The following is a 22,064-nucleotide window of genomic DNA, read 5'->3' on the forward strand; positions in this document are numbered from 1 at the left end:
GGCTGGGCTCGGGCGGCAGAGTGGCCTCAGAAGAGGGGCTGCGGCCGATTGCGGGCCGGGTGGCGAAAAGAGGTGGGTCAAGGCTGGTAATCGAGGCGCTGTATGGCAGGCGTGTTGAAAAACAGGCCTATGGGCATAGGCCTGTTTCCTGCGTCAGCTTCCGACGATTCAGCCAAAGCCTTCGGCTGAAGGCTGCACATATCGCTCATGCGGCTATTGCTCGGCGGTCATGCCTTCGGTCGCGAGTTCGCTGTCCTGCGCAATCAGGGCGACCAAGGCATTCTGCTGGCGTCGGGTCAACTGCCGGAAGCGCTGTAGCAGCTCCCGTTCGTGCAGGGAAAGCTCGGGGCTGTCCAGGCGCAGGCTCAGGTCGTCGCCCAAGGCGTCTTCCTGAAGCAGGCTTTGCTCCAGGCGGGCAATGATTTCCGAGTTCATGCTGCGATGATGGTTGCGTGCCACATCTGCGATACGCTCACGCATGCCATCGGGTAGACGAACGACGAATTTGTCAGCTGTGCGGCTGGAGTAGATTGCCTGTTTCATAGGTTGCATAGTTTCGACCGGTGAGTTGTTATAGAGTGCTGGCAATTAGCTTGCAAGGGTGTTTTCGGTATGACCTCGGCTCGTTGCAGTGGTTCACTCTTTTCAATGTTTGAATCAATTGATCGAGCGCAGCCGATTTGCATGTTCCATCGACATCGGATTCCCTGCGCGGCCGCTCTGCGCCAAGCCCAAGAGTCGACTGCGTGAATGGCCTGTTGTTCCGTGGCTGTCTTCGTTTTTACGCAGCATGCATGACAAAGGGCGTTTTCATGGCTAGAATGCCGCCTCATCGCTGTTGCTCGGTCACGTGATCGAAAGCCTGGCGAGAGTGCTTCTGAGTAGGCAGAAGTACGCAAGATTCGATGATTTCTCTGCACGTCCCCTTAGTTCAATGGATAGAACAAGCCCCTCCTAAGGGCTAGATGCTGGTTCGACTCCAGCAGGGGGCGCCACCTCTCGATTGCCGGCCATGGTTTCCTTGGCTCGGCAGGCGAGCCAGTTCCTGCTCCTGAATCCGATAGCCATGATAGCGAAATAATATCTTGAGCGGCTTGGATGACGATGAGTGGCAAGCTTCAAGCACTGTGGGTATGCAGTCGCCACCCGGGCGCAGGCTCCATGCTCGGACCTCTGCCGGGAGCAGCCATCCATTGAGGATGCACCGGTCATCGCCATCGAACGCCTGCGGCTTATGCACGGGGGCATCCCTTGGTTGGCAAGAAGACGGCTTGACTTTCGAGGAGGCTTGGACAGCTTGAACTCCTCACCGGCGGCTGCGTACTGTGTACGAAACGCCGTGGAAGGGGAGACCCGTCATGATCAAGCCTCAGCAGCCGCTTGCCGAGCGTCTGGTCGGCGTCGAAGAGGTCGAGTGCGTCACTCCCGATCTCAACGGGGTGCCGCGTGGCAAGGTGATGACCGCCAGGGGCTTTCTCGAAGGGCAGCGCCTGCAAATGGCCCGCGGGGTTCTGCTTCAGTGCATCATGGGTGGCTATCCGCCGACTCGCTTTTATGGCAGCGACGATGGCGACCTGCTCCTCATTCCCGACCCACGGCAGCTCCATCTTGTCCCCTGGTGCGAGCGGCCCCGGGCTCTGGCGATCTGCGATGCCGAAGAGCTGAAGGGAGGGGGGTCGCCCTTGTCGACCCGCACTCTGCTCAAGCGCGTTCTGGCCGCCTATGCTCGCCGGAGCTGGCAACCGGTGGTGGCCACCGAGCTGGAGTTCTTCGTCTTCGCTCCGCATGGCGATCCACAGTTGCCTTTCCAGCCGCCGATCGGACTCGATGGTCGGCGAGAAACCGGTTTCTCGGCCTTCAGCGTGTCCTCCAGCAACGGCTTGCGGCCCTTCTTCGAGGATGTCTATCGCTGCATGGCGGCGCTCGACCTGCCTCGGGACACTTTCATGCACGAAATGGGGGTCAGCCAGTTCGAGATCAACCTGCTGCATGGCGAGCCCTTGCTACTGGCCGACCAGACGTTCCTGTTCAAGCATCTGCTCCGGGAGGTGGCGCTCAGGCACGGGCTGATGGTGGTCTGCATGGCCAAGCCACTGGCTGGTGCTCCTGGAAGCTCCATGCATATCCATCAGAGCGTGGTGGAGCAGGGTAGCGGCAGGAACCTGTTCAGCGACGCACATGGCGAACCGACCCCGGCCTTCCGTTACTTCATTGGCGGGCAGCAACGAGCGCTTGCCGATCTCACCTTGCTGTTTGCCCCGCACGTCAATTCCTACCAGCGGCTATGCCATCCCTATGCTTCGCCGAACAACGCCTGCTGGTCCCATGACAACCGTACGGCAGGGCTGCGTATTCCAGCCAGCCCGGCGGCCGCGCGGCGGGTCGAGAACCGCCTGCCAGGCGCGGATGCCAATCCCTATCTGGCTATCGCCGCCAGCCTGGCTGCCGGTCTGCTCGGGCTGCAGCAGCAGGTAGAGCCGAGTGCGCCGTTGCAAGGCGAATTTCAGGTGCCGGAAAGTCTGGCCCTGCCGAGCAGCATGCCGGTTGCGCTGGATCGGCTTAAGCACAGCCAACTGGCCCGGGAGTTGTTCGGCGAAGAGTTCATCGAGGGCTACATCGCCAGCAAGCGCCTGGAGCTGATGGATTTTCTCGACGAGATCAGTCCTTGGGAGCGGCGCGTTCTGGCAAGCCAGGTCTGAGCTCCTGGCAGATCTCCTGCCTCCTGCCGCTCTCTTCGCTGCTCCTTTTGCAAAAGAGGGGTGCCGTCGATCAGCGCCGGTGAGCGCCACGCTGTGAAGAATGGGAAATCAGGGGTACTGTATGAAAAATGCAGCATTTGTGCTTGGCCTTGTGGCATGACGCGGCAGCCTGGTGATCAACCGGGCGCACGAGGGGGAACCTGGCATGAGCCTGTCGATTTCCTTGCATTTGCTGGCTCACGCTCTGGCGCCCGGCCAGGTGAAGCCTCGCCTGATCCCTGCTCTGGGCGAAGATGGCGCGTGCGATCTGCAGCGTCTGCTGGTGGAGCGCGCCTTGCACCTGCCGATGGATGGCTTTCAGGATCGGTTCCTCTGGCTCGACGAGGGCCCTGACGAGGCCTTGAGCTCCATGGCGGAAGCCTGCGGCTGGGCCGTCGTCGAACAGCCGGCGGGCGATCTGGGCGAGCGGATGCGCCGCATCGCCACTCTCGGTCTTTGTACCACGGATGCGGTAATTCTGATCGGCAACGACAGCCCTGCGCTGGACGGCGACTATCTGCATGCTGCCTGCGAGGCGCTGCACGAGCGGGATGTGGTGCTCGGGCCGGCCGAGCGCGGCGACTATGTCCTGCTGGGGCTGCGCCGGGTCGACCCCTTGCTGTTCGAAGCCATTCCCTGGGGGTGCGAGGAGGTCCTGCCTGTCACCTGCGAGCGCTTGCGCCAACTGGGCTGGAGGCACTGCCTGCTGCCTCGGCTGTGGGAGGTGGAGGGGCCCGAGGATCTGTTGCGTCTGGCCGAGCTGGGCATTCGCCTGAGTTGAGGTTGCGGGCCACCGCCTGTGGCCCACAGGCCATGCCATAGCTATCGAGCGAGGGGCATCCTTTGTAGAATGCGGATACTCGTTCAAGCGTATCCGGGCATGGGCTGGATTTTCCCACGGCTTGTCTCGAACGCAGGATCGCTCCTTGGCGGCTCGCTGTCCGCTCTGTCGGAGTTCCGCCGTCGCGTGCGCAGGATGCGCGCTCCTCGATTCGATGCCATGGCAATCTCGATAGCGGGCAGACTGGCACGCTGCGATCTGCGATGGTGCTCCCTGAAGCCTTTTCCAGTTCAGATATCCGACAACATGTGGCGTGACACTAAAATTCTTCTGATCGACGATGACCGCGACCGACGCAGGGACATGTCGGTCATCCTCGATTTCCTCGACGAGCAGTACCTGGCCTGCGCCAGTGCCGAGTGGAGGGAGCAGGTCGAGTCGCTGGTCTCCAGCCAGGCATTGCTGTGCGTGCTGCTGGGAGCGGTCGAGGCGCAAGGTGGAGAGCTCGAACTGATCAAGTCGCTTCGTGGCTGGGACGAGACGCTGCCCGTGCTGCTGCTCGGTCGGCATCCGCCGTCAGACTGGCCCAAGGAGGTGCGTCGCCAGGTGCTGGCCAGCCTGGAGACACCGCCTTCCTACAACAAGCTGCTCGACTCCCTGCACCGTGCCCAGGTCTATCGCGTGATGCCCGGCCAGGGACGAGGCCTGTCGCGCGAACCCAACCTGTTTCGCAGTCTGGTCGGTACCAGTCGAGCGATTCAGCAGGTGCGCCAGTTGTTGCAGCAGGTGGTCGATACCGATGCCTGCGTGCTGTTGCAGGGCGAGTCCGGAACCGGCAAGGAGGTGGTAGCGCGCAACCTGCACTATCATTCCAGGCGCCGCGATGCCCCCTTCGTGCCGCTCAATTGCAGCGCCATTGCAGCCGAACTGCTCGAGAGCGAGCTGTTCGGGCATGAGAGGGGAGCCTTCAGCGGTGCTCTCGGCAGCCATGCCGGGCGTCTCGAACTGGCCCAGGGCGGCGTCCTGTTCCTCGAGGAAATCGATGCCATGCCGCTGCCGATCCAGGCCCGACTGCTGCACGTGCTGAAGGGGGGCGCATTCGAACGCCTGGGCAGCACGCAGGCACAGAGCATCGATGTGCGGATCATTGCCGCAAGCCACAAGAATCTCGAGGCGATGGTCGGTGAGGGCAGCTTCCGCGAGGATCTTTACTACCGACTCAGTGTCTTTCCCATCGAGATGCCGCCCCTGCGCGAGCGTGTGGAGGATCTTCCGCTTTTGTTGAACGAACTGATCGCACGGCTGGAGCATGACAAGCTGGGGTCCATCCGCTTCAATTCGGCGGCGATCATGTCCCTGTGTCGGCATGATTGGCCGGGCAATCTGCGCGAGCTGGCCAATCTGGTGGAGCGGATGTCGATCATGCATCCCTATGGCGTCATCGGTGTGCAGGAACTGCCGAAGAAATACCGCCATATCGAGGGCGAGGACGAGCAGGGCGACGAGGGCGGGGTATTCGAGATCGGCATGCCGGACCCGAGCAGCCTTGCCCTGCTGCCGCCGGAGGGGCTGGACCTGAAGGATTATCTGGCTGCCCTCGAGCAGACGCTCATCCAGCAGGCGCTGGACGATTCTGCCGGCGTGGTGGCGCGTGCCGCCGAACGCCTGCGCATCCGCCGTACCACACTGGTGGAGAAGATGCGCAAGTACGGCATGAGCCGGCGCGAGGAGGGCGACGATCAAACGGTTCCGGAGAATGCCGCAGGCTCCGGTCATTGCCCGGCGGTTGCTCCGCCGGGAACCGAGTGTTAAACCTCGCTGCAGCGACGACACCTACCTGAGGAGCACCGTATGGCTATCACTTCGCAGCCTTCGGCAGATGGACAAGAGTTGACCATTTTCATCCAGGGGCGCTTCGACTTCGGCGCCCACCAGGAATTCCGGGACGCCTACGAGCGGGTGAACATCACTCCGAAGCGCTATGTCGTCGACCTGCAGGGCGCGACCTACCTGGACAGCTCGGCGCTCGGCATGCTCCTGCTGCTGCGTGATCATGCCGGCGGCGAGCGGGCGCAGATCCGCCTGATCCACTGCAGTCCGGATGTGCGCAAGATCCTCTCGATCTCCAATTTCGAACAGCTCTTTCACATCGCCTAGGCCTTCCTGTGCAGTCGACCCTATGCATCCTGATCGCCGAGGACAGCCCCGCGGACCGGATGCTGCTGGCGACCATCGTCGGCCGTCAGGGCTATCGCGTGCTGACTGCCGGAAACGGCCTCGAGGCGATCATGATATTTGCCCGCGAGCGTCCGCACATGGTGCTGATGGACGCCCTGATGCCGGTGATGGACGGCTTCGAGGCTGCCCGGCGCATCAAGCAGATGGCCGGCGAGGAGCTGGTGCCGATCATCTTCCTCACCTCGCTGACCGAGAGCGAGGCGCTGGTTCAGTGCCTGGAGGTCGGGGGCGACGACTTTATCGCCAAGCCCTACAACAGCGTCATTCTGGATGCCAAGATCAAGGCCATGGACCGCCTGCGCCGGCTGCAGGCCACGGTGCTGGAGCAGCGCGACCTGATCGCCCGGCACAACGAACATCTGCTCAACGAACAGCGGGTAGCCAAGGCGGTGTTCGACAAGGTGGCGCATTCCGGCTGCCTCAATGCGCCGAACATCCGCTACCTGCAGTCGCCCTACGCCCTGTTCAACGGCGACCTGTTGCTGGCAGCCTTCAAGCCCTCCGGCGGCATGCACGTGCTGCTCGGCGACTTCACCGGACACGGTCTGCCGGCGGCGATCGGCGCGATGCCCCTGGCCGAGGTCTTCTACAGCATGACCGCCAAGGGTTATTCGCTGGCGGAAATCCTTCGCGAGATGAACGCCAAGCTCAAGCGCATCCTGCCGGTGGGAGTGTTCTGCTGCGCCGTGATGCTCAATCTGAGTTTCCAGCGGCGGGTGGTGGAGGTCTGGAACGGCGGCCTTCCCGATGGCTATCTCCGGCGTGGCAGCAGTGGCGAGCGGATTCCCCTGCGGTCCCGTCACCTGCCGCTGGGCATCCTCGATGCATCGTGCTTCGACGATCGATACGAGATCTACCCCATGGAGGCGGGCGACCGGATCTTTCTGCTTTCCGATGGAGTACTGGAAGCGTGCAACCTGGGGGGGGAATCTTTCGGCGAGGAGCGGCTGCTCAAGGTATTCGATCTCAACCGTCAGCCGGATCTGCTGTTCGGTGAGATCCAGCAGGCGCTCAGCGATTTTCGCGGCGAGGCTCAGGACGACGTCAGCCTGATCGAGGTCAGCCTCATGGAGGAGGGACAGCTGCCGCATTCGCCGTTGATCTTCTCCGACACTGGGCAAAACTCTCCGCTGGATTGGTCGATCAGCTTCGAATTTCGTGCCGAAACCCTCAAGCGCTTCAATCCGCTGCCCTATCTGCTGCAACTGCTGCTCGAAGTGCAGGAGCTGCGCGTGCAGGGCAGCGTGCTCTACACGGTGCTCGCCGAACTCTACTCCAATGCCCTGGAGCATGGCGTGATGGGCCTGGACTCGTCGCTCAAGCGCGATGCCCAGGGTTTCGCCGAGTACTACCGGGAGCGCCGCACGCGACTGGCCAACCTGTCCGACGGCTATGTGCGGTTCCATCTCGACCTGCGTCCGGAGGGCGAAGGTGGGCGCCTGAGCATCCGCGTCGAGGACAGCGGTCCGGGCTTCGATGTACAGCGCATGCTGGAGCGGCACGCGTCGGCCGAGCACTTGAGCGGGCGTGGCCTGAGGCTGGTGCGCCAGCTGGCCGACTGCTGCAGTTGGGCGCCGGACGGTCGCAGCGTGTGCGTGGAGTTTTCCTGGCCTGCTCGGCATAATCCCACGGACCGCCCCTTGGTTCAGGAGTGACTTGGCGTGTCCGAGCATCTCGATCCTACCGTTCAGGCGCTTCTGCAGGAGGTCATGGAGGACGAGTATCCGCTCCTGCTGGATACCTTCCTGAGCGACTCCGAAGCCCGCCTGCATGCCCTGCGCCAGGCTCATGATGCCCGGGATGCCGAGGCCCTGCGTCGAGCCGCGCACAGCTTCAAGGGCAGCTGCGGCAACATGGGGGCGCCCCGGCTGGCCGAGCTGTGCCGACTGCTCGAGGACCAGGCCCGCACCGGCGAGCTGACGCCGGTGTCCGCCCTGCTGGCGCAGGCGGAACAGGAATTCGCCATCATTCGCACCCTGATCGAGTCCGAACGACAGCGTCATCCGTGACGCCCCAGCTGGAGAGAAGAACATGACCATGACGATGGATGCGGTGCTGCAGCGTGCGCGCCCCGTGCTCCCGGTACTGGTGATCGAAGACGCCGCGCTGGCGGTGGACCTGGCGCGGGCGCTGCACGCAGGTGGCATCCAGGTATTGGAGGTGACGCTGCGTACCCCCCGTGCCCTGGATGCGCTGGCGGCGATCCGTCAGGCGTTGCCGGACCTGTTGGTCGGTGCCGGCACCCTGATCCACAGCGAGCAATTCCTCGAAGCTCGTGATGCCGGCGCGCAGTTCGTCGTCAGTCCCGGCTGCACCCAACGTCTGGCGGCAGCCGCAGACGATTGCCGGCTGCCCTACCTGCCGGGCGTGATGACGCCCTCGGAGGTTCTGCATGCCCTGGAGTTCGGCTATCGCTCGCTGAAGCTGTTCCCAGCCAACGGCACCACCAGCGTGAAGATGCTGAAGAGCTTCAAGGAGCCTTTCAGCGGCATCCGCTTCTGTCCCACCGGCGGGGTGACGCCGGACAATCTGCTGAGTTTCCTCGGCCTGCCCAACGTCGCCTGCGTGGGGGGGACCTGGGTCGCACCCGCCAGCCTGATCCGCGCCCGCGCCTGGGACCAGATCACCCAGCTCGCCCGCGAGGCCTGCGAGCAGGCAGCCAGTCTGGAGCACCATTCTTGAGCTGGCGGTGGCCTGCGCCCTTCGTCATCGACATCGAGGTGCTGCCGGCGCACATCGACGGCCTTGGCCACGTCAACAACGTGGTCTACGTCGGCTGGCTGGAGGACTGCGCCTGGCGCCATTCGCAGAGTCTGGGCCTGGGGCTGGACGAGTATCGGCGCCTGGATCGGGCGATGGCGGTCCTGCGTCACGAGATCGACTATCTGGCGAGCGCACGTCTGGGCGAGCGTCTGCAGATGGGAACCTGGGTCGTCGAGTCGCATCGAGGGCTGAAGATGACCCGTCGCTTTCAACTGCTGCGCCCGGCCGACGGTGTCACCCTGTTGAGTGCGCAGACCACCTTCGCCTGCATCGAACTCTCCAGTGGCAGGCCCCGGCGGATGCCGGAGGCCTTCATGGAGCGTTACGGTAGAGCGCTGATCGACGTCTAACTGTTTCTCCCTGCCTTCTGTCCGATCCTTGCCGGAAACCTCTCCCATGCAAATCGCCCTGGCTCCCATGGAGGGATTGGTCGACGAACTGCTTCGTGACCTGCTGACCCGCGTTGGCGGCATCGACTGGTGCGTGACCGAGTTCGTCCGGGTCTGCGATCGTCTGTTGCCGGTCGCCCAGTTCGAGAAACTGGCTCCGGAGATGCGGCATGGCTGGCGGACCCGGGCCGGCACACCGATGCATCTGCAATTGCTCGGCTCCGATCCCGTGTGCCTGGCCGAGAATGCGGCGCTGGCTGCCGAACTGGGTGCGCCGGTGATCGATCTCAATTTCGGCTGTCCGGCGAAGACAGTGAACCGCTCGCGGGGCGGCGCGGTGTTGCTCGACGAGCCGGGACTGCTGCATGCCATCGTCCGCGAGGTGCGCCGTGCCGTGCCGGCCCATGTGCCGGTGACCGCCAAGATGCGCCTGGGCTATACCCGGCCCGAGGGCGCCCTGGAGTGCGCCCGCGCACTGGTCGAGGGCGGCGCCGCGCAGCTGGTAGTGCATGCGCGGACCAAGGTCGAGGGCTACCGGCCACCAGCCCACTGGGAGTGGGTAGCGCGGGTGCAGGAGGTGGTTGCCGTGCCGGTGTATGCCAATGGCGAGATCTGGACACTGGAGGACTGGCAGCGCTGTCGGCAGATCAGCGGGGTGGAGGATGTCATGCTCGGCCGCGGGCTGGTTTCACGCCCCGATCTGGCCCGGCAGATCGCCGCAATCCGCGCCGGGCGCGCGCCCGAGCCGCTGGGCTGGGGCGAGGTGCAGCCGCTGGTGAGCGAGTTCTGGCTGCGTGCCCGGCGGCGGGTCGCGCCGCGCTATGCGCCGGGCCGGCTCAAGCAGTGGCTGGGCATGCTGGCGCGCAGCTATCCGGAGGCGGCCTCACTGTTCGCCGAACTGCGCCGGGAGAACGACTGCGCGCGGCTGGATGTCCGGCTGGGCGTGGAGCTGCACGGCGCTTCTCCAACGGTGCCGGAGCCCTGCGCAGCGTTCTGAAAGGGCGACGGCCTCCCGAGGCCGGGCGGGTGGCTGATCGTCAGGGCCCTGCTAGGTTGTCATGCCCGCGGCCCGCATGAGCAGACGCAGTCCATAGGCAATCCCGCCCAGACAGAGCACGCTGGCGCCCCAGATCACCACGAGCCAGAGGATCCGGCGCGGCCATCTCGCGTCTTGACGGTGGCTTCGGAATTTCATGGCGGATCACTCCTGCCTTCGGATCTTCTTCCCGAAATACGCAGTATGGTCAGGTCACGCTTGGAAGAGGGCCGGCGCTTGTCGTCCGGTCGATGGTACCTTTCCATGTCTGGCCGGCTTCCCCCTGCAGAGCAGGCGCCGAAAAAACCGCTTTCGTCTCTTGAAATTCTCCAGACGGGCTCCATCTCGTGGCGTGTGGGATGCCGAAGTCGGGTCCCGCGACACAACACTCGCTGATTGCTCGGGAGACTGACGATGACTGCTCTTTCCATGGCCCCTCTGTTCCGCCAATCCATTGGTTTCGACCGCTTCAACGACCTGTTCGAGTCCGCCCTGCGCAACGAGGCCGGCAGCTCCTATCCGCCCTACAACATCGAGAAGCACGGCGATGACCAGTACCGCATCGTGATTGCGGCCGCCGGTTTCCAGGAGTCCGATCTGGAGCTGCAGGTCGAGCGCGGGGTGCTGACCGTCAGCGGCGGCAAGCGCGAGAACACATCCCGGGATGTCACCTACCTGCACCAGGGCATCGCCCAGCGCGCCTTCAAGCTGTCGTTCCGTCTGGTCGACCATATCGAAGTCAAGGGGGCCGAGCTGCGCAACGGCCTGCTGAGCATCGCGCTGGTGCGCATCGTCCCGGAGGAGGCCAAGCCCAAGCGCATTCCGATCAGCACCGAGCGACCGGCACTGGAAAACTGAGCGGTACCGCTATTGGAAAAGGGGGCGCCATCGGCGCCCCCTTTTCGTTGTTCAGGAAGAGGGCGCCTCGCGCGCGCCGTCGAGCAGCGCCATGAAGGCCCGCGCCGCATTGGACAGGGTCCGCTCGGTATGCAGGATGTAGCCGAGCTGGCGCGACAGGCGGATACCGGGCAGCGTCAGCGATTTCACCTGATTGTCCAGCATGGTACGCGGCAGCACGCTCCAGGCGATGCCGATGGAGACCATCATCTTGATCGTCTCCAGGTAGTTGGTGCTCATGGCAATGCTGGGCGTCAACCCCTCGCGCTCGAACAGGCGCCGGACGATATGGTGGGTGAAGGTGTTGCCGCCGGGGAAAACCGCCGGGTGGCAGGCAACGTCGGCCAGGCTCACCTCGGCGTTGCGCGCCAGCGGGTGCTCCGGGGCGGCGACGAAATCCAGCGGATCGTCCCAGACCTTCACTGCCCGCACCGGCGCCGCCGTTTCCGGCGCCAGGGTGATCACCGCCAGTTCGGCGCGGCCGTGAAGAATCTCCTCGTAGGCCACTTCCGAATCGAGGAAGCGGATGTCCAGCGCCACCTGCGGATGGGCGCGGGTGAAGGTGCGCAGCAGCGGTGGCAGGCGGTGCAGGCCGATGTGATGACTGGTCGCCAGGGTCAGCCGACCGCTGACGTCGCCGTTGAGGTTGTTCAGCGCCCGCCGGGTGTCCTCCAGCACGCTGAGGATCCGGTAAGCTCGCGGCAGCAGTGCCCGGCCCGCCTCGGTCAGCCTCACCTCGCGGCCGAGGCGGTCGAACAGGCGCACCTGAAGCTGCTGTTCCAGTGCGGCGATGCGCTTGCTCACCGCAGGCTGGGTCAGGTGCAGGCGTTCGCCGGCTTCGGAGAAGCTGCCGGTTTCGGCGACGGCGATAAAGGCATTGAGGCTGGCGAGATCCATCCGGAGGACTCCTGAGCAGGCGAAGGCGGACTGATGGGGCGTCTTTGCATTCCTTTCGGGAATGCCGTGGATAAAAAATATGAATTTGAGTTATTCCCTGCAAGTCCCTAGCATCCCCCTCCACGCATGGGGGCGGTTGCCCCTGCAGAGAAACTGATGAGGAAAGTCCGATGGCCGGCAAAACGCTCTACGACAAGCTCTGGGACATGCATGAAGTGAAGCGGCGCGACGATGGTTCGTCGCTGATCTACATCGATCGCCAGATTCTCCACGAGGTGACCTCGCCGCAGGCCTTCGAGGGGCTGCGTCTGGCAGGGCGCAAGCCGTGGCGCGTGGATGCCAACATCGCCACGCCGGACCACAACGTGCCGACCACCCAGGATCGCCAGTCGGGGGTTGCCGCCATCGCCGACGAAACCTCGCGCATCCAGGTGCAGACCCTGGACGAGAACTGCGACGAGTTCGGCATCGTCGAATTCAAGATGAACGATCCACGCCAGGGTATCGTCCACGTGGTCGGCCCGGAGCAGGGCGCCACCCTGCCGGGCATGACCGTGGTCTGCGGCGACTCGCACACCTCCACCCACGGCGCCTTCGGCGCGCTGGCCCACGGCATCGGCACTTCCGAGGTGGAGCATGTGCTCGCCACCCAATGCCTGGTCGCCAAGAAAATGAAGAACATGCAGGTGCGGGTGGAGGGCAGGCTGCCCTTCGGCGTCAGCGCCAAGGACATCGTGCTCGCCGTGATCGGCAAGATCGGCACTGCCGGCGGCACCGGCCACGCCCTGGAGTTCGCCGGCAGCGCCATCCGCGAGCTATCCATGGAGGGCCGCATGACCCTCTGCAACATGGCCATCGAGGCCGGTGCCCGAGTCGGCATGGTGGCGGTCGACGAGAAGACCATCGAATACGTCAAGGACCGTCCCTATGCGCCGAAGGGTGCCGACTGGGACAAGGCGGTCGCCCAGTGGAGTGAGCTGGTGTCCGATGTCGACGCCAAGTTCGACACCATCGTCGAGCTGAAGGCCGAAGAGATCAAGCCGCAGGTCACCTGGGGCACCTCGCCGGAGATGGTTCTGCCAGTCGACGAGCGCGTGCCGGATCCGGCCCTCGAGAGCGATCCGGTCAAGCGCGACTCCATCGTCCGCGCCCTGAAATACATGGGGCTCTCGGCCAACCAGCCGATCGGCGAGATCAAGGTCGACCGCGTGTTCATCGGCTCCTGCACCAACTCGCGGATCGAGGACCTGCGTGCCGCCGCCGAGGTGGCCAAGGGCCGCAGGGTCGCTGCGAGCGTCAAGCAGGCACTGGTGGTGCCGGGCTCCGGACTGGTCAAGGAGCAGGCGGAGAAGGAAGGCCTGGACAAGATCTTCACCGAAGCCGGCTTCGAGTGGCGCGAACCGGGTTGCTCCATGTGCCTGGCGATGAACCCGGATCGCCTGGAGAGCGGCGAGCACTGCGCTTCCACCTCCAACCGCAACTTCGAGGGGCGTCAGGGCGCCGGCGGGCGTACCCATCTGGTCAGTCCGGCCATGGCTGCCGCCGCGGCGGTCGCCGGCCACTTCGTCGATGTGCGTGAAATGCTCCAGGCCTGAGGAAATAACCGATGAAAGCCTTTACTCAACACACCGGTCTGGTCGCGCCTCTCGATCGCGCGAATGTCGATACCGATCAAATCATTCCCAAGCAATTTCTCAAGTCGATCAAGCGCACCGGCTTCGGTCCCAACCTGTTCGACGAGTGGCGCTATCTGGACGTCGGTCAGCCGGGGCAGGATTGTTCGGGCCGTCCGCTGAACAAGGACTTTGTGCTGAACCTGCCGCGCTACCAGGGTGCCAGCGTGCTGCTGGCCCGCGAGAACTTCGGCTGCGGCTCGAGCCGCGAGCACGCCCCCTGGGCGCTGGAGGAGTACGGCTTCCGCACGGTGATCGCGCCGAGCTTCGCCGATATCTTCTTCAACAACAGCTTCAAGAATGGCCTCTTGCCGATCATCCTGCCGGAGGCGGAGGTGGACGAGCTGTTCAAGCAGTGCGAGGCGAGCGAGGGCTACCAGCTGACCGTTGATCTGGCCGCGCAGACCGTGACCCGTCCGGACGGCAAGGTGCTGTCCTTCGAGATCGATCCTTTCCGCAAGCACTGCCTGCTCAACGGCCTGGACGACATCGGCCTGACCCTGCAGGATGCCGATGCCATCCGCGCGTTCGAGGAAAAGCACAAACAGACCAGCCCCTGGCTGTTCGGCGCTATCAAGTAATCCCTTTCCACTGGGGGCGGCTTCGATCCGCTCCCAGGGTTCGACATTCAAGGACATGCAATGAGCAAGCAGATTCTGGTTCTTCCGGGCGACGGCATCGGCCCGGAAATCATGGCCGAAGCGGTCAAGGTCCTGCAGCTGGCCAACGAGAAGTACCAGCTGGGCTTCGTGCTGAGCTACGACGAGCTGGGTGGCGCTGCCGTCGACAAGTACGGTGTGCCGCTGGCCGACGAAACCCTGGAGCGTGCCCGTGCCGCCGATGCCATCCTGCTCGGCGCCGTCGGCGGTCCGAAGTGGGACACCATCGATCCGGCCATCCGTCCTGAGCGCGGCCTGCTGAAAATCCGCTCGCAGCTGGGCCTGTTCGGCAACCTGCGCCCGGCGCTGCTCTACCCGCAGTTGGCCGAGGCTTCCACCCTCAAGCCGGAAGTGGTCGCCGGCTTGGACATCCTCATCGTCCGCGAGCTGACCGGCGGCATCTACTTCGGCCAGCCGCGCGAAACCAAGGTGTTGGAGAGCGGCGAGCGCATGGCCTACGACACCCTGCCGTACAGCGAGAGCGAGATCCGGCGCATCGCCAGGGTCGGTTTCGACATGGCCCGCGTGCGCAACCGGAAACTGTGCTCGGTGGACAAGGCCAACGTGCTGGCCTCCAGCCAGCTGTGGCGCGCGGTGGTCGAGGAGGTTGCCAAGGACTACCCGGATGTCGAGCTGTCGCACATGTACGTCGACAACGCCGCCATGCAGCTGGTGCGTGCGCCCAAGCAGTTCGACGTGATCGTCACCGACAACATGTTCGGCGACATCCTGTCGGACGAAGCCTCCATGCTCACCGGCTCGATCGGCATGTTGCCGTCGGCCTCGCTGGATGCCAACAACAAGGGCATGTACGAGCCGTGCCACGGCAGTGCGCCGGACATCGCCGGCAAGGGTATCGCCAACCCGCTGGCCACCATCCTCTCGGTGTCGATGATGCTGCGGTACAGCTTCGGCCAGACCGAGGCGGTCAATGCCATCGAGCAGGCGGTCAGCAACGTGCTGGACCAGGGGCTGCGTACCGGCGACATCTGGTCGGAAGGCTGCCGGAAGGTCGGTACGACCGAGATGGGCGATGCGGTAGTCGCGGCGCTCGCCAAGTTGTAAGCTTTCGGCTCGCCTTTATGCGGGCCACTTCTATACAGGTGCAGTTGCAATGAAACGTGTAGGTCTGATCGGTTGGCGCGGCATGGTCGGTTCCGTGCTCATGCAGCGAATGCTGGAAGAGCGGGACTTCGACCTGATCGAGCCGGTGTTCTTCACCACCTCCAGCGTGGGCGGCCAAGGGCCGGCGATCGGCAAGGAAACCGCGCCGCTGAAGGATGCCTACAGCATCGAGGAGCTGAAGAGTCTCGATGCGATCATCACCTGCCAGGGCGGCGACTACACCAGCGAAGTCTTCCCCAAGCTGCGCGAGGCCGGCTGGCAGGGCTACTGGATCGACGCGGCCTCCAGCCTGCGCATGGCCGACGATGCAGTCATCGTGCTGGATCCGGTCAACCGTCGGGTGATTGACCAGTCGCTGGATGCCGGCGTCAAGAACTACATCGGCGGCAACTGTACCGTCAGCCTGATGCTGATGGCCTTGGGCGGTCTCTACGAGGCCGGCCTGGTCGAGTGGATGAGCGCCATGACCTATCAGGCCGCTTCCGGAGCCGGCGCGCAGAACATGCGTGAACTGATCCGTCAGATGGGGACCATCAATGCGGCGGTGGCCAACGAACTGGCCGATCCGGCCAGCGCCATCCTCGAGATCGACCGCAAGGTCGCCGAAGTTCAGCGCAGCGCCGAGTTTCCGGTGGATCACTTCGGTGTGCCGCTGGCCGGCAGCCTCATCCCCTACATCGACAAGGAGCTGCCCAACGGCCAGAGCCGTGAGGAGTGGAAAGGGCAGGCCGAGACCAACAAGATTCTCGGTCGCATCAAGAACCCGATCCCGGTCGACGGCATCTGCGTGCGGGTCGGCGCGATGCGCTGCCATAGCCAGGCGCTGACCATCAAGCTGAACAAGGACGTGCCGATCGCCGACATCGAGGGGCTGATCAGCCAGCACAATCCCTGGGTGAGGCTGGTGCCGAACCATCGCGAAGCCAGCATGCAGGAGCTGAGCCCGGCGGCGATCACCGGTACCCTGACGGTTCCCGTCGGGCGCCTGCGCAAGCTCAACATGGGCTCGCAGTACCTGGGGGCCTTCACTGTCGGCGACCAGTTGCTGTGGGGCGCGGCCGAGCCGCTGCGGCGCATGCTGCGTATCCTGCTGGAGCGTTGACGGCTTTCCGATCTTCGGGGCAGACGAAAAGCGCCGCGGCAATACCGCGGCGCTTTTCGTTATGCCCCCCTTTGTGGCGAGTCGCCGTCTGCCTGCTCTTGATCTACGCCTAGAGTGCGCTTCCGTTTCAGGAGAGTCCTTATGAGTTCAGTCATCGATATCGCCGTAGTCGGTGCCACGGGCACCGTCGGCACAGCGCTCGTCGAAATTCTCGAAGAGCGCGGCTTCCCGGTCGGCCAACTGCACCTGCTGGCCAGTGCGGCTTCCGCAGGCAAGTCGGTATCCTTCAGGGAGCGGAATCTGCGGGTCGGGAATGTCGAAGCCTTCGATTTCGGCCGGGTGCGCCTGGTCTTCTTCGCTGCCGGCGAGGCCGTGACCCGGCAATATGCGTCACAGGCCCGGGCCGCCGGCTGTGCGCTGATCGACCTGAGCGGTGGCCTGCCGCTGCGGCAGGCGCCTCGGGTGGTGGCAGAGATCAATCCCCATGTGCTGCAGGGGCTCGAGGCTCCTTGGCAGTTGAGCAGTCCGGCCTCCCCGGCGGTCGCTATGGTGCTGGCGCTGGCACCGTTGCGCCCGCTTGTACAGTGGCGGCATCTGGGGGTGACGGCCTGTCTGCCGGTGTCCAGCCTTGGTCGCGCGGGAGTGGCGGAGTTGGCCAGACAGACCACTGAATTGCTCAATGGGCGTCCGCTCGAGCCACGCCTCTTCGACCGGCAGATCGCTTTCAATCTGCTGGGCAGGGTCGGCGAGACCGATGCGGCAGGGCATGCCAGACTGGAGAGACGTTTGGTCGAGGAGCTGAGGCAGGTTCTGGAGGTGCCGGAGCTGAAGGTTGCCGTCACCTGCGTGATGGCGCCGGTATTCTTCGGTGACAGCCTGAGCCTTGCCGTTCAGGCGTCGCAGGCGATCGACCTGCCTGCCGTGCAGGCTGCTCTGCAGCAGGCACCGGGCCTTGAACTGATCGAGCCGGACGATTGTCCGACGGTGATCGGAGATGCGGTCGGACAGGATGTTGCCTATGTCGGTCGAGTGCGCACTGGAGTGGATGACGCATGCGAACTCAATTTGTGGATTACGTCAGATAACGTGCGGAAAGGCTCCGCACTTAATGCCGTGCAACTGGCCGAGTTATTGATAAAACAGGGTCTCTAAAAGATACTGACCCGCATTCGAAGACCTATTACTGCGTGGCACAACTGATGTAGCCGGCGTGCGGCCGGGCGCAATCAAGGTGCGCGGGGTATCAAGTATCAGGCTCCTTTCTCTGCTCGGGAAATCACTCAAGGGAAGCGTTATGGTTCGGGTTCGCAAACTGGCACTGGCAATCGCGGCGGCCTCGGCGCTGTCTTCGGGCGTAGCCCATGCATTGGGCCTTGGAGAGGTGACCCTGCGTTCTGCGCTGAATCAGCCCCTGGTTGCCGAAATCGAACTGCTGGAGGCGCGTGATATTGATTCAGAGGAAGTCATCCCGACCCTTGCCTCTCCCGAAGAGTTCAATAAGGCGGGTGTCGATCGTCAATATTTTCTGAGCGATCTGAAGTTCACGCCAATAATCAGACCCAATGGCAAGAGTGTCATTCGGGTGACCTCCACCAAGCCGGTGCGCGAACCCTATCTGAATTTCCTGGTGGAGGTTCTCTGGCCCAGCGGTCGGCTGTTGCGTGAATACACGCTGTTGCTCGATCCGCCGCTGTATTCATCGCAGACGGCCATGTCCGCCGCGCAGAAGCCCTTGACGGAGCAGCAGGCCGGTGTCGTCTCGCGTGCTCCGGCAGCCGCTACAGTACCTCCGGCCAAGGCCACCCGGCCGGCTTCTCCCAACCCGGAGGCTGCCGGCACGCCGGCCAAGGAGTACAGGACCGCCACTAACGATACGTTGTGGAAGGTCGCCGAGCGTGTGAAGACCTCGGGCACCATTCATCAGACCATGCTGGCAATCCAGGATCTGAATCCGCAGGCCTTTCTCGATGGCAACATCAACCGGCTGGTGAGCGGACAGGTATTGCGCCTGCCTGATGAACAGCAGATTCGTCGTCGTTCCCCAAGCCAGGCGCTGACCGAGGTTGCCGAGCAGAACGCAGCCTGGCGCGAGCGTCGCTCCCGTCCGTCCGTCGCCTCGGCTCGACAGTTGGATGCGACTCGCCGCACCGAGGCTGGTGCCGCGCCGGCGCGCGTGGAGACTGGCGACAGCTTGCGTCTGGTCGCTGCCGACAGCGGCAAGGCAGCTGCCGGCAGCGACCAAGGGGCAGATGGCAAGGCTGCTGCCGACAAGCTGGCACTGGCCAAGGAGAATCTCGATGCGACCCAGCGCGAGAATGTCGAGCTGAAGAGCCGCATGGATGATCTGCAGAGCCAGTTGGACAAGTTGCAGCGCCTGATAGCACTGAAGGATGAGCAGTTGGCCAAGCTGCAGGCGAATCTGGCTCAGCCGAGCAAGACTGGCGAAGCCGCTGCCGAGGCTGCTGTCAGTGCGTCCGCAATGCAGGGCGAGCCTGCTGCTGTTGTCGCACCGGCATCCAGGGAGCCCAGCCAGCCGGAAGCCGCGAGTGTCACCGCTCCTGCCCTGAAGCCGGCTGGATCCTCCAGCGAGGGCGCGTCCATTCCGGCAGAGCCGGTAGACTCCGTACCTGTCCAGCCCGAAACCGCCTCGACGGCTCCCGCCCAGACGGCGGCCGTCGTCGCATCCTCCATGCCGCCGGCAGCCGAATCGCTCGCCAATAAGCCGGCAGTGCAGTCTGTCCCGCTGCAGCCTGCACCGGCCAGGCCGGCGGCTCCGCAACCGCCGCGGCCGGCTGTCGTACCGGAGCCGATGGGCCTGGTCGACTCTATCCTGAGCAGTCCGCTGTTGCTCCCGTCGCTGGGGGGAAGTGCCGCGGCAGCGCTGCTGCTTGGCTTGCTGGTTGCTCGTCGGCGCGCCGCGAAGAAAACGGATCTCCAGGATGAGGATGACGAGGTGGCCATGGTCGATACCCGGCTGGATACCGGCTTGTCGCGGGCGCCCATCGAGCCCACTCTGCTGGATGAGATCCCCGGGGGGCGGGATCGGGATGTGCTGAGTGACGCCGAGGAGCATATTGCCTACGGCCGCTTCAGAGAGGCCGCCGAGTTGCTGGAGGCTGCCTGCGTCGCGGAGCCCAAGCGCAGCGACCTGCGCCTGAGGCTGATGGAGGTGCATGCCGAGCTTGGTGATCGTGAAGGTTTCACCCGTCAGGAAAAGGTGCTGCGCGAAATCACTGGCACCCAATCCCAAGTCGATCACCTAAGGATGAAGTACCCGGCCATGGCCGGTTTCGCCACCGCAGCCTTGTCAGGCGCAGCCCTGGCTGCCGGGCTGGAGGCGCTCGAGGAGAAGAAAGGCTTGCCCTCGGTAACGGAAGAGGCCGAGCCGAGTCCCCCCGTCTTTGCTGCCGATATCAATCTAAGCCTGGGTGATCTGGAAGCCGAATTGGAAAGGGATCTTCAGGGCTCCACCCAGAGCAATGCCGCCTTGAGCCTGGATGATCTGACGCTGGACGAAGCGTTACAGCCGCCTCTGCCGGCGGAGGAGCCTTTGGCCGAGGACTTCTCGTTCGATCTGGAGTTCTCCAGTGAGGCTACAGGCTTCGACCGGGAGGGCGATCTGAACCTGAAAGGGCTCGCCTTGGAGCTGGATATGCCGGACGGACCGGCCTCGGTTGGGGGCGAGGATCCTCTCTGCCTGGATCTGGGCAGTCTTGAGGCTCCCATCGCAGCATCGGGCGAGACGGCCTCTTCGGAGAGCGCGCTTCTGGAGGAGGGATTGTTCGACAGCTTCGAGCTGGCTGCTGATGGTGATTTCTCCATCGACTCGGATCTGGTCGCTCCAAAGCTCGAGTTGCCATCGACCGATGATGCATCGGCGGACGAGGAGGCGTCGGGCCTCATGGTCCAGTTGGACGAGCTGGGTGTCGAACTCGAACAACTGGCAGTAGGGCTGGGAGAGAGCGACGGCGACATGCAGCCGGCAACGCATGCGCTGGGCGGCCTGGAGGAGGGCGAAGACTTCGACTTCCTGGTCGATGCGGACGAGATCGCCACCAAGCTGGATCTGGCTCGCGCCTATATCGACATGGGCGACACCGAGGGTGCCCGGGATATTCTTGAAGAAGTATTGAGTGAAGGGAATGAAGCCCAGCGGCAGGAAGCGCGTGAAATGTCTGCCCGTTTAGCCTGATCGATGACCGAAGAAATTGTACAGCCAGCGGCAGCCGAAGTGGCTGCCGCTGGCTTTTGCAGGGTGGCTCTCGGGCTCGAGTACCGGGGCGCTCGCTATCATGGTTTCCAGCGCCAGAATCCCAGGGTACCCTCGATACAGTCGGCGCTCGAGTCGGCCTTGTCCACGGTTGCCGGTGGTGTTCCGCTGAGTGTGGTATGTGCCGGGCGTACCGATGCCCTGGTGCATGCCAGTGGACAGGTTGTGCATTTCGATACTCCCATCGAGCGCACCATGCACGCCTGGACCATGGGCGCCAACATGAACCTGCCTGCAGATATCAGCGTTACCTGGGCCCGGGAAATGCCGGCGCATTTCCATGCGCGCTTCAGCGCAAAGGCCCGGCGTTATCGCTATGTCATCTACAACGACCCGATCCGTCCGGCACACATGTCCGAGGAGGTCACCTGGAATCACCGGCCGCTCGATATCGAGCGCATGCGTCAGGCTGCCCGGGCGCTGGTCGGCTGCCATGATTTCAGCGCCTTTCGCGCCAGCCAATGCCAGGCCAAGTCGCCGATCAAGACGATTCATCACCTTCAGTTGATCCAGCATGGCCGCTTGATCGTGCTGGACATTCGGGCCAATGCCTTTCTGCATCACATGGTGCGCAACATCGCGGGCGTGCTGATGACCATAGGGGCCGGCGAGCGTCCCGTCGAATGGGGGCAGGAGGTGCTGGAGAGCCGCCAGCGTCGCAAGGGAGGAGTGACGGCGCATCCCTATGGCTTGTATCTGGTACAGGTCGACTATCCGGAGGAGTTCGAGCTGCCGCAGCGCTACCTGGGGCCGCATTTTCTATCGGGCCTGCCGGATTGTCGGCAAGGCTGACTTATTGTTCGGGGGCGATCGGGCTTGCAGCGGGAGCTTCTTTTGTTACCATTTGGAACCTTTCCTTGGGTGTAGACAAATTGGCAGCCGTTCGCAGCAAAATCTGTGGGATTACCCGGGTCGAGGATGCTCTCGTGGCCGCCGAGGCCGGCGCCGATGCCATCGGCCTGGTGTTCTATCCGAAAAGTCCGCGGGCAGTGACGCTGCAGCAGGCGAAGGCAATCGCTGCCGCCTTGCCGCCGTTCGTGACCACGGTCGGCCTTTTCGTCAATGCCAGTCGTTACGAAATCAGCGAAATTCTTGATGAGTTGCCACTTGATCTTCTGCAGTTTCATGGTGATGAAACGTCAGCCGACTGCGATGGCTATCGTCGTCCCTATATCAAGGCGCTGAGGGTCCGTCCAGGAGAGGATATCGCCGCTCGCTGCCTGGAGTACCGCAATGCCAGCGGGATTCTTCTAGATGCTTATGTTCCCGGAGTGCCGGGGGGAACCGGGGAGTCCTTCGACTGGTCACTGGTACCGCGAATCCTGTCCAAGCCGGTGATCCTGGCCGGTGGGTTGACCGTGCAGAACGTGCGTGCCGCAATCGCCCAGGTCGCTCCCTATGCGGTGGATGTCAGTGGCGGTGTCGAGGTGGAGAAGGGGGTGAAGGATGCCGAGAAGATTCGCGCTTTCATCCGCGAGGTACACAACGCCTGAAGG

General features: G+C 63.8%; 21 protein-coding genes and 1 tRNA gene. 19 read left to right on the plus strand and 3 right to left on the minus strand.

The window, feature by feature from the left end:
* Positions 1-213: 213 nt before the first annotated feature.
* Complete coding sequence (locus GCU53_RS20250) at positions 214-552, minus strand: Arc family DNA-binding protein (protein WP_152389987.1); 339 nt, start codon at positions 550-552, stop codon at positions 214-216.
* A gap of 368 nt (positions 553-920) precedes the next feature.
* On the opposite strand from GCU53_RS20250, the gene GCU53_RS20255 reads away from it, so the two are divergent.
* The 10 genes from GCU53_RS20255 to GCU53_RS20300 all read left to right on the plus strand — a co-directional run bounded on the left by GCU53_RS20255 (position 921) and on the right by GCU53_RS20300 (position 9,906).
* Positions 921-995: transfer RNA gene (locus GCU53_RS20255), tRNA-Arg, on the plus strand.
* 363 nt (positions 996-1,358) lie between these two features.
* Positions 1,359-2,699 carry a glutamine synthetase family protein gene (locus tag GCU53_RS20260; protein WP_152389191.1) on the plus strand — a complete coding sequence of 447 codons (1,341 nt, stop codon included), beginning with the start codon at positions 1,359-1,361 and terminating at the stop codon, positions 2,697-2,699.
* Between the two features lie 205 nt (positions 2,700-2,904).
* Positions 2,905-3,519, plus strand: coding sequence for a TIGR04282 family arsenosugar biosynthesis glycosyltransferase (locus tag GCU53_RS20265; protein ID WP_152389192.1), 615 nt, complete (start codon positions 2,905-2,907; stop codon positions 3,517-3,519).
* A 306-nt stretch (positions 3,520-3,825) separates the two neighbouring features.
* Positions 3,826-5,331: a sigma-54 dependent transcriptional regulator gene (locus GCU53_RS20270; RefSeq protein ID WP_152389193.1), complete on the plus strand. Its 1,506-nt coding sequence runs from the start codon at positions 3,826-3,828 to the stop codon at positions 5,329-5,331.
* 39 nt (positions 5,332-5,370) lie between these two features.
* The gene (locus tag GCU53_RS20275) at positions 5,371-5,676 is read left to right on the plus strand and encodes an STAS domain-containing protein (RefSeq protein ID WP_152389194.1); all 306 of its coding nucleotides are present in this window, start codon (positions 5,371-5,373) and stop codon (positions 5,674-5,676) included.
* An 8-nt stretch (positions 5,677-5,684) separates the two neighbouring features.
* A complete protein-coding gene (locus tag GCU53_RS20280) occupies positions 5,685-7,412 on the plus strand; it encodes an ATP-binding SpoIIE family protein phosphatase (RefSeq protein ID WP_152389195.1) in 1,728 nt (575 codons plus the stop codon).
* A 54-nt stretch (positions 7,413-7,466) separates the two neighbouring features.
* The gene (locus GCU53_RS20285) at positions 7,467-7,766 is read left to right on the plus strand and encodes an Hpt domain-containing protein (protein ID WP_208845530.1); all 300 of its coding nucleotides are present in this window, start codon (positions 7,467-7,469) and stop codon (positions 7,764-7,766) included.
* Between the two features lie 22 nt (positions 7,767-7,788).
* Positions 7,789-8,439, plus strand: coding sequence for a bifunctional 4-hydroxy-2-oxoglutarate aldolase/2-dehydro-3-deoxy-phosphogluconate aldolase (locus tag GCU53_RS20290; protein WP_152389197.1), 651 nt, complete (start codon positions 7,789-7,791; stop codon positions 8,437-8,439).
* Positions 8,436-8,870: an acyl-CoA thioesterase gene (locus GCU53_RS20295; protein WP_208845342.1), complete on the plus strand. Its 435-nt coding sequence runs from the start codon at positions 8,436-8,438 to the stop codon at positions 8,868-8,870. The genes GCU53_RS20290 and GCU53_RS20295 overlap by 4 nt, the downstream gene beginning before the upstream one ends.
* A gap of 46 nt (positions 8,871-8,916) precedes the next feature.
* The gene (locus GCU53_RS20300) at positions 8,917-9,906 is read left to right on the plus strand and encodes a tRNA dihydrouridine synthase (RefSeq protein WP_152389198.1); all 990 of its coding nucleotides are present in this window, start codon (positions 8,917-8,919) and stop codon (positions 9,904-9,906) included.
* Positions 9,907-9,957: 51 nt separating this feature from the next.
* On the opposite strand, the gene GCU53_RS20305 is transcribed toward GCU53_RS20300, so the two are convergent.
* Positions 9,958-10,104, minus strand: coding sequence for a DUF2474 domain-containing protein (locus tag GCU53_RS20305; protein ID WP_152389199.1), 147 nt, complete (start codon positions 10,102-10,104; stop codon positions 9,958-9,960).
* 255 nt (positions 10,105-10,359) lie between these two features.
* On the opposite strand from GCU53_RS20305, the gene GCU53_RS20310 reads away from it, so the two are divergent.
* Positions 10,360-10,803 (plus strand): Hsp20 family protein, encoded by a 444-nt coding sequence (locus GCU53_RS20310; protein WP_152389200.1) that lies wholly within the window; start codon positions 10,360-10,362, stop codon positions 10,801-10,803.
* A gap of 51 nt (positions 10,804-10,854) precedes the next feature.
* Here GCU53_RS20310 and GCU53_RS20315 read toward each other — a convergent pair whose 3' ends face one another.
* Positions 10,855-11,739: a LysR family transcriptional regulator gene (locus GCU53_RS20315; RefSeq protein ID WP_152389201.1), complete on the minus strand. Its 885-nt coding sequence runs from the start codon at positions 11,737-11,739 to the stop codon at positions 10,855-10,857.
* A gap of 170 nt (positions 11,740-11,909) precedes the next feature.
* Here GCU53_RS20315 and leuC point away from each other — a divergent pair, with 170 nt between their 5' ends.
* The 8 genes from leuC (at position 11,910) to GCU53_RS20355 (ending at position 22,061) form a co-directional block, all read left to right on the plus strand.
* A complete protein-coding gene (gene leuC / locus GCU53_RS20320) occupies positions 11,910-13,334 on the plus strand; it encodes a 3-isopropylmalate dehydratase large subunit (protein ID WP_152389202.1) in 1,425 nt (474 codons plus the stop codon).
* 11 nt (positions 13,335-13,345) lie between these two features.
* Positions 13,346-13,993 carry a 3-isopropylmalate dehydratase small subunit gene (gene leuD, locus GCU53_RS20325; protein WP_152389203.1) on the plus strand — a complete coding sequence of 216 codons (648 nt, stop codon included), beginning with the start codon at positions 13,346-13,348 and terminating at the stop codon, positions 13,991-13,993.
* A gap of 60 nt (positions 13,994-14,053) precedes the next feature.
* Entirely contained in the window at positions 14,054-15,136 is a 1,083-nt protein-coding gene (gene leuB / locus GCU53_RS20330) for a 3-isopropylmalate dehydrogenase (protein WP_152389204.1), read from the plus strand.
* Positions 15,137-15,185: 49 nt separating this feature from the next.
* Complete coding sequence (asd, locus tag GCU53_RS20335; protein WP_152389205.1) at positions 15,186-16,298, plus strand: aspartate-semialdehyde dehydrogenase; 1,113 nt, start codon at positions 15,186-15,188, stop codon at positions 16,296-16,298.
* A 141-nt stretch (positions 16,299-16,439) separates the two neighbouring features.
* Positions 16,440-17,450 carry an aspartate-semialdehyde dehydrogenase gene (locus GCU53_RS20340; protein ID WP_152389206.1) on the plus strand — a complete coding sequence of 337 codons (1,011 nt, stop codon included), beginning with the start codon at positions 16,440-16,442 and terminating at the stop codon, positions 17,448-17,450.
* Between the two features lie 142 nt (positions 17,451-17,592).
* Entirely contained in the window at positions 17,593-20,490 is a 2,898-nt protein-coding gene (locus GCU53_RS20345; protein WP_152389207.1) for a motility hub landmark protein FimV, read from the plus strand.
* 3 nt (positions 20,491-20,493) lie between these two features.
* Positions 20,494-21,360, plus strand: a complete 867-nt coding sequence (gene truA / locus GCU53_RS20350) for a tRNA pseudouridine(38-40) synthase TruA (protein WP_152389208.1) — start codon at positions 20,494-20,496, stop codon at positions 21,358-21,360.
* A gap of 80 nt (positions 21,361-21,440) precedes the next feature.
* The gene (locus GCU53_RS20355; protein ID WP_152389989.1) at positions 21,441-22,061 is read left to right on the plus strand and encodes a phosphoribosylanthranilate isomerase; all 621 of its coding nucleotides are present in this window, start codon (positions 21,441-21,443) and stop codon (positions 22,059-22,061) included.
* Positions 22,062-22,064: the final 3 nt, after the last annotated feature.

The organism is Azotobacter salinestris (assembly GCF_009363155.1).
In the GTDB taxonomy this organism is placed as follows: Bacteria; Pseudomonadota; Gammaproteobacteria; order Pseudomonadales; family Pseudomonadaceae; genus Azotobacter; species Azotobacter salinestris.

Coding starts and splice junctions, on each gene's coding strand:
- GCU53_RS20285 (WP_208845530.1), top strand. CDS start 7,467: ATGGAGGACGAGTATCCGCTCCTGCTGGATACCTTCCTGAGCGACTCC.
- GCU53_RS20275 (WP_152389194.1), top strand. CDS start 5,371: ATGGCTATCACTTCGCAGCCTTCGGCAGATGGACAAGAGTTGACCATT.
- leuB (WP_152389204.1), top strand. CDS start 14,054: ATGAGCAAGCAGATTCTGGTTCTTCCGGGCGACGGCATCGGCCCGGAA.
- GCU53_RS20300 (WP_152389198.1), top strand. CDS start 8,917: ATGCAAATCGCCCTGGCTCCCATGGAGGGATTGGTCGACGAACTGCTT.
- leuD (WP_152389203.1), top strand. CDS start 13,346: ATGAAAGCCTTTACTCAACACACCGGTCTGGTCGCGCCTCTCGATCGC.
- GCU53_RS20250 (WP_152389987.1), bottom strand. CDS start 552: ATGCAACCTATGAAACAGGCAATCTACTCCAGCCGCACAGCTGACAAA.
- GCU53_RS20315 (WP_152389201.1), bottom strand. CDS start 11,739: ATGGATCTCGCCAGCCTCAATGCCTTTATCGCCGTCGCCGAAACCGGC.
- GCU53_RS20290 (WP_152389197.1), top strand. CDS start 7,789: ATGACCATGACGATGGATGCGGTGCTGCAGCGTGCGCGCCCCGTGCTC.
- GCU53_RS20270 (WP_152389193.1), top strand. CDS start 3,826: ATGTGGCGTGACACTAAAATTCTTCTGATCGACGATGACCGCGACCGA.
- GCU53_RS20340 (WP_152389206.1), top strand. CDS start 16,440: ATGAGTTCAGTCATCGATATCGCCGTAGTCGGTGCCACGGGCACCGTC.
- asd (WP_152389205.1), top strand. CDS start 15,186: ATGAAACGTGTAGGTCTGATCGGTTGGCGCGGCATGGTCGGTTCCGTG.
- GCU53_RS20345 (WP_152389207.1), top strand. CDS start 17,593: ATGGTTCGGGTTCGCAAACTGGCACTGGCAATCGCGGCGGCCTCGGCG.
- GCU53_RS20310 (WP_152389200.1), top strand. CDS start 10,360: ATGACTGCTCTTTCCATGGCCCCTCTGTTCCGCCAATCCATTGGTTTC.
- GCU53_RS20260 (WP_152389191.1), top strand. CDS start 1,359: ATGATCAAGCCTCAGCAGCCGCTTGCCGAGCGTCTGGTCGGCGTCGAA.
- truA (WP_152389208.1), top strand. CDS start 20,494: ATGACCGAAGAAATTGTACAGCCAGCGGCAGCCGAAGTGGCTGCCGCT.
- GCU53_RS20265 (WP_152389192.1), top strand. CDS start 2,905: ATGAGCCTGTCGATTTCCTTGCATTTGCTGGCTCACGCTCTGGCGCCC.
- leuC (WP_152389202.1), top strand. CDS start 11,910: ATGGCCGGCAAAACGCTCTACGACAAGCTCTGGGACATGCATGAAGTG.
- GCU53_RS20305 (WP_152389199.1), bottom strand. CDS start 10,104: ATGAAATTCCGAAGCCACCGTCAAGACGCGAGATGGCCGCGCCGGATC.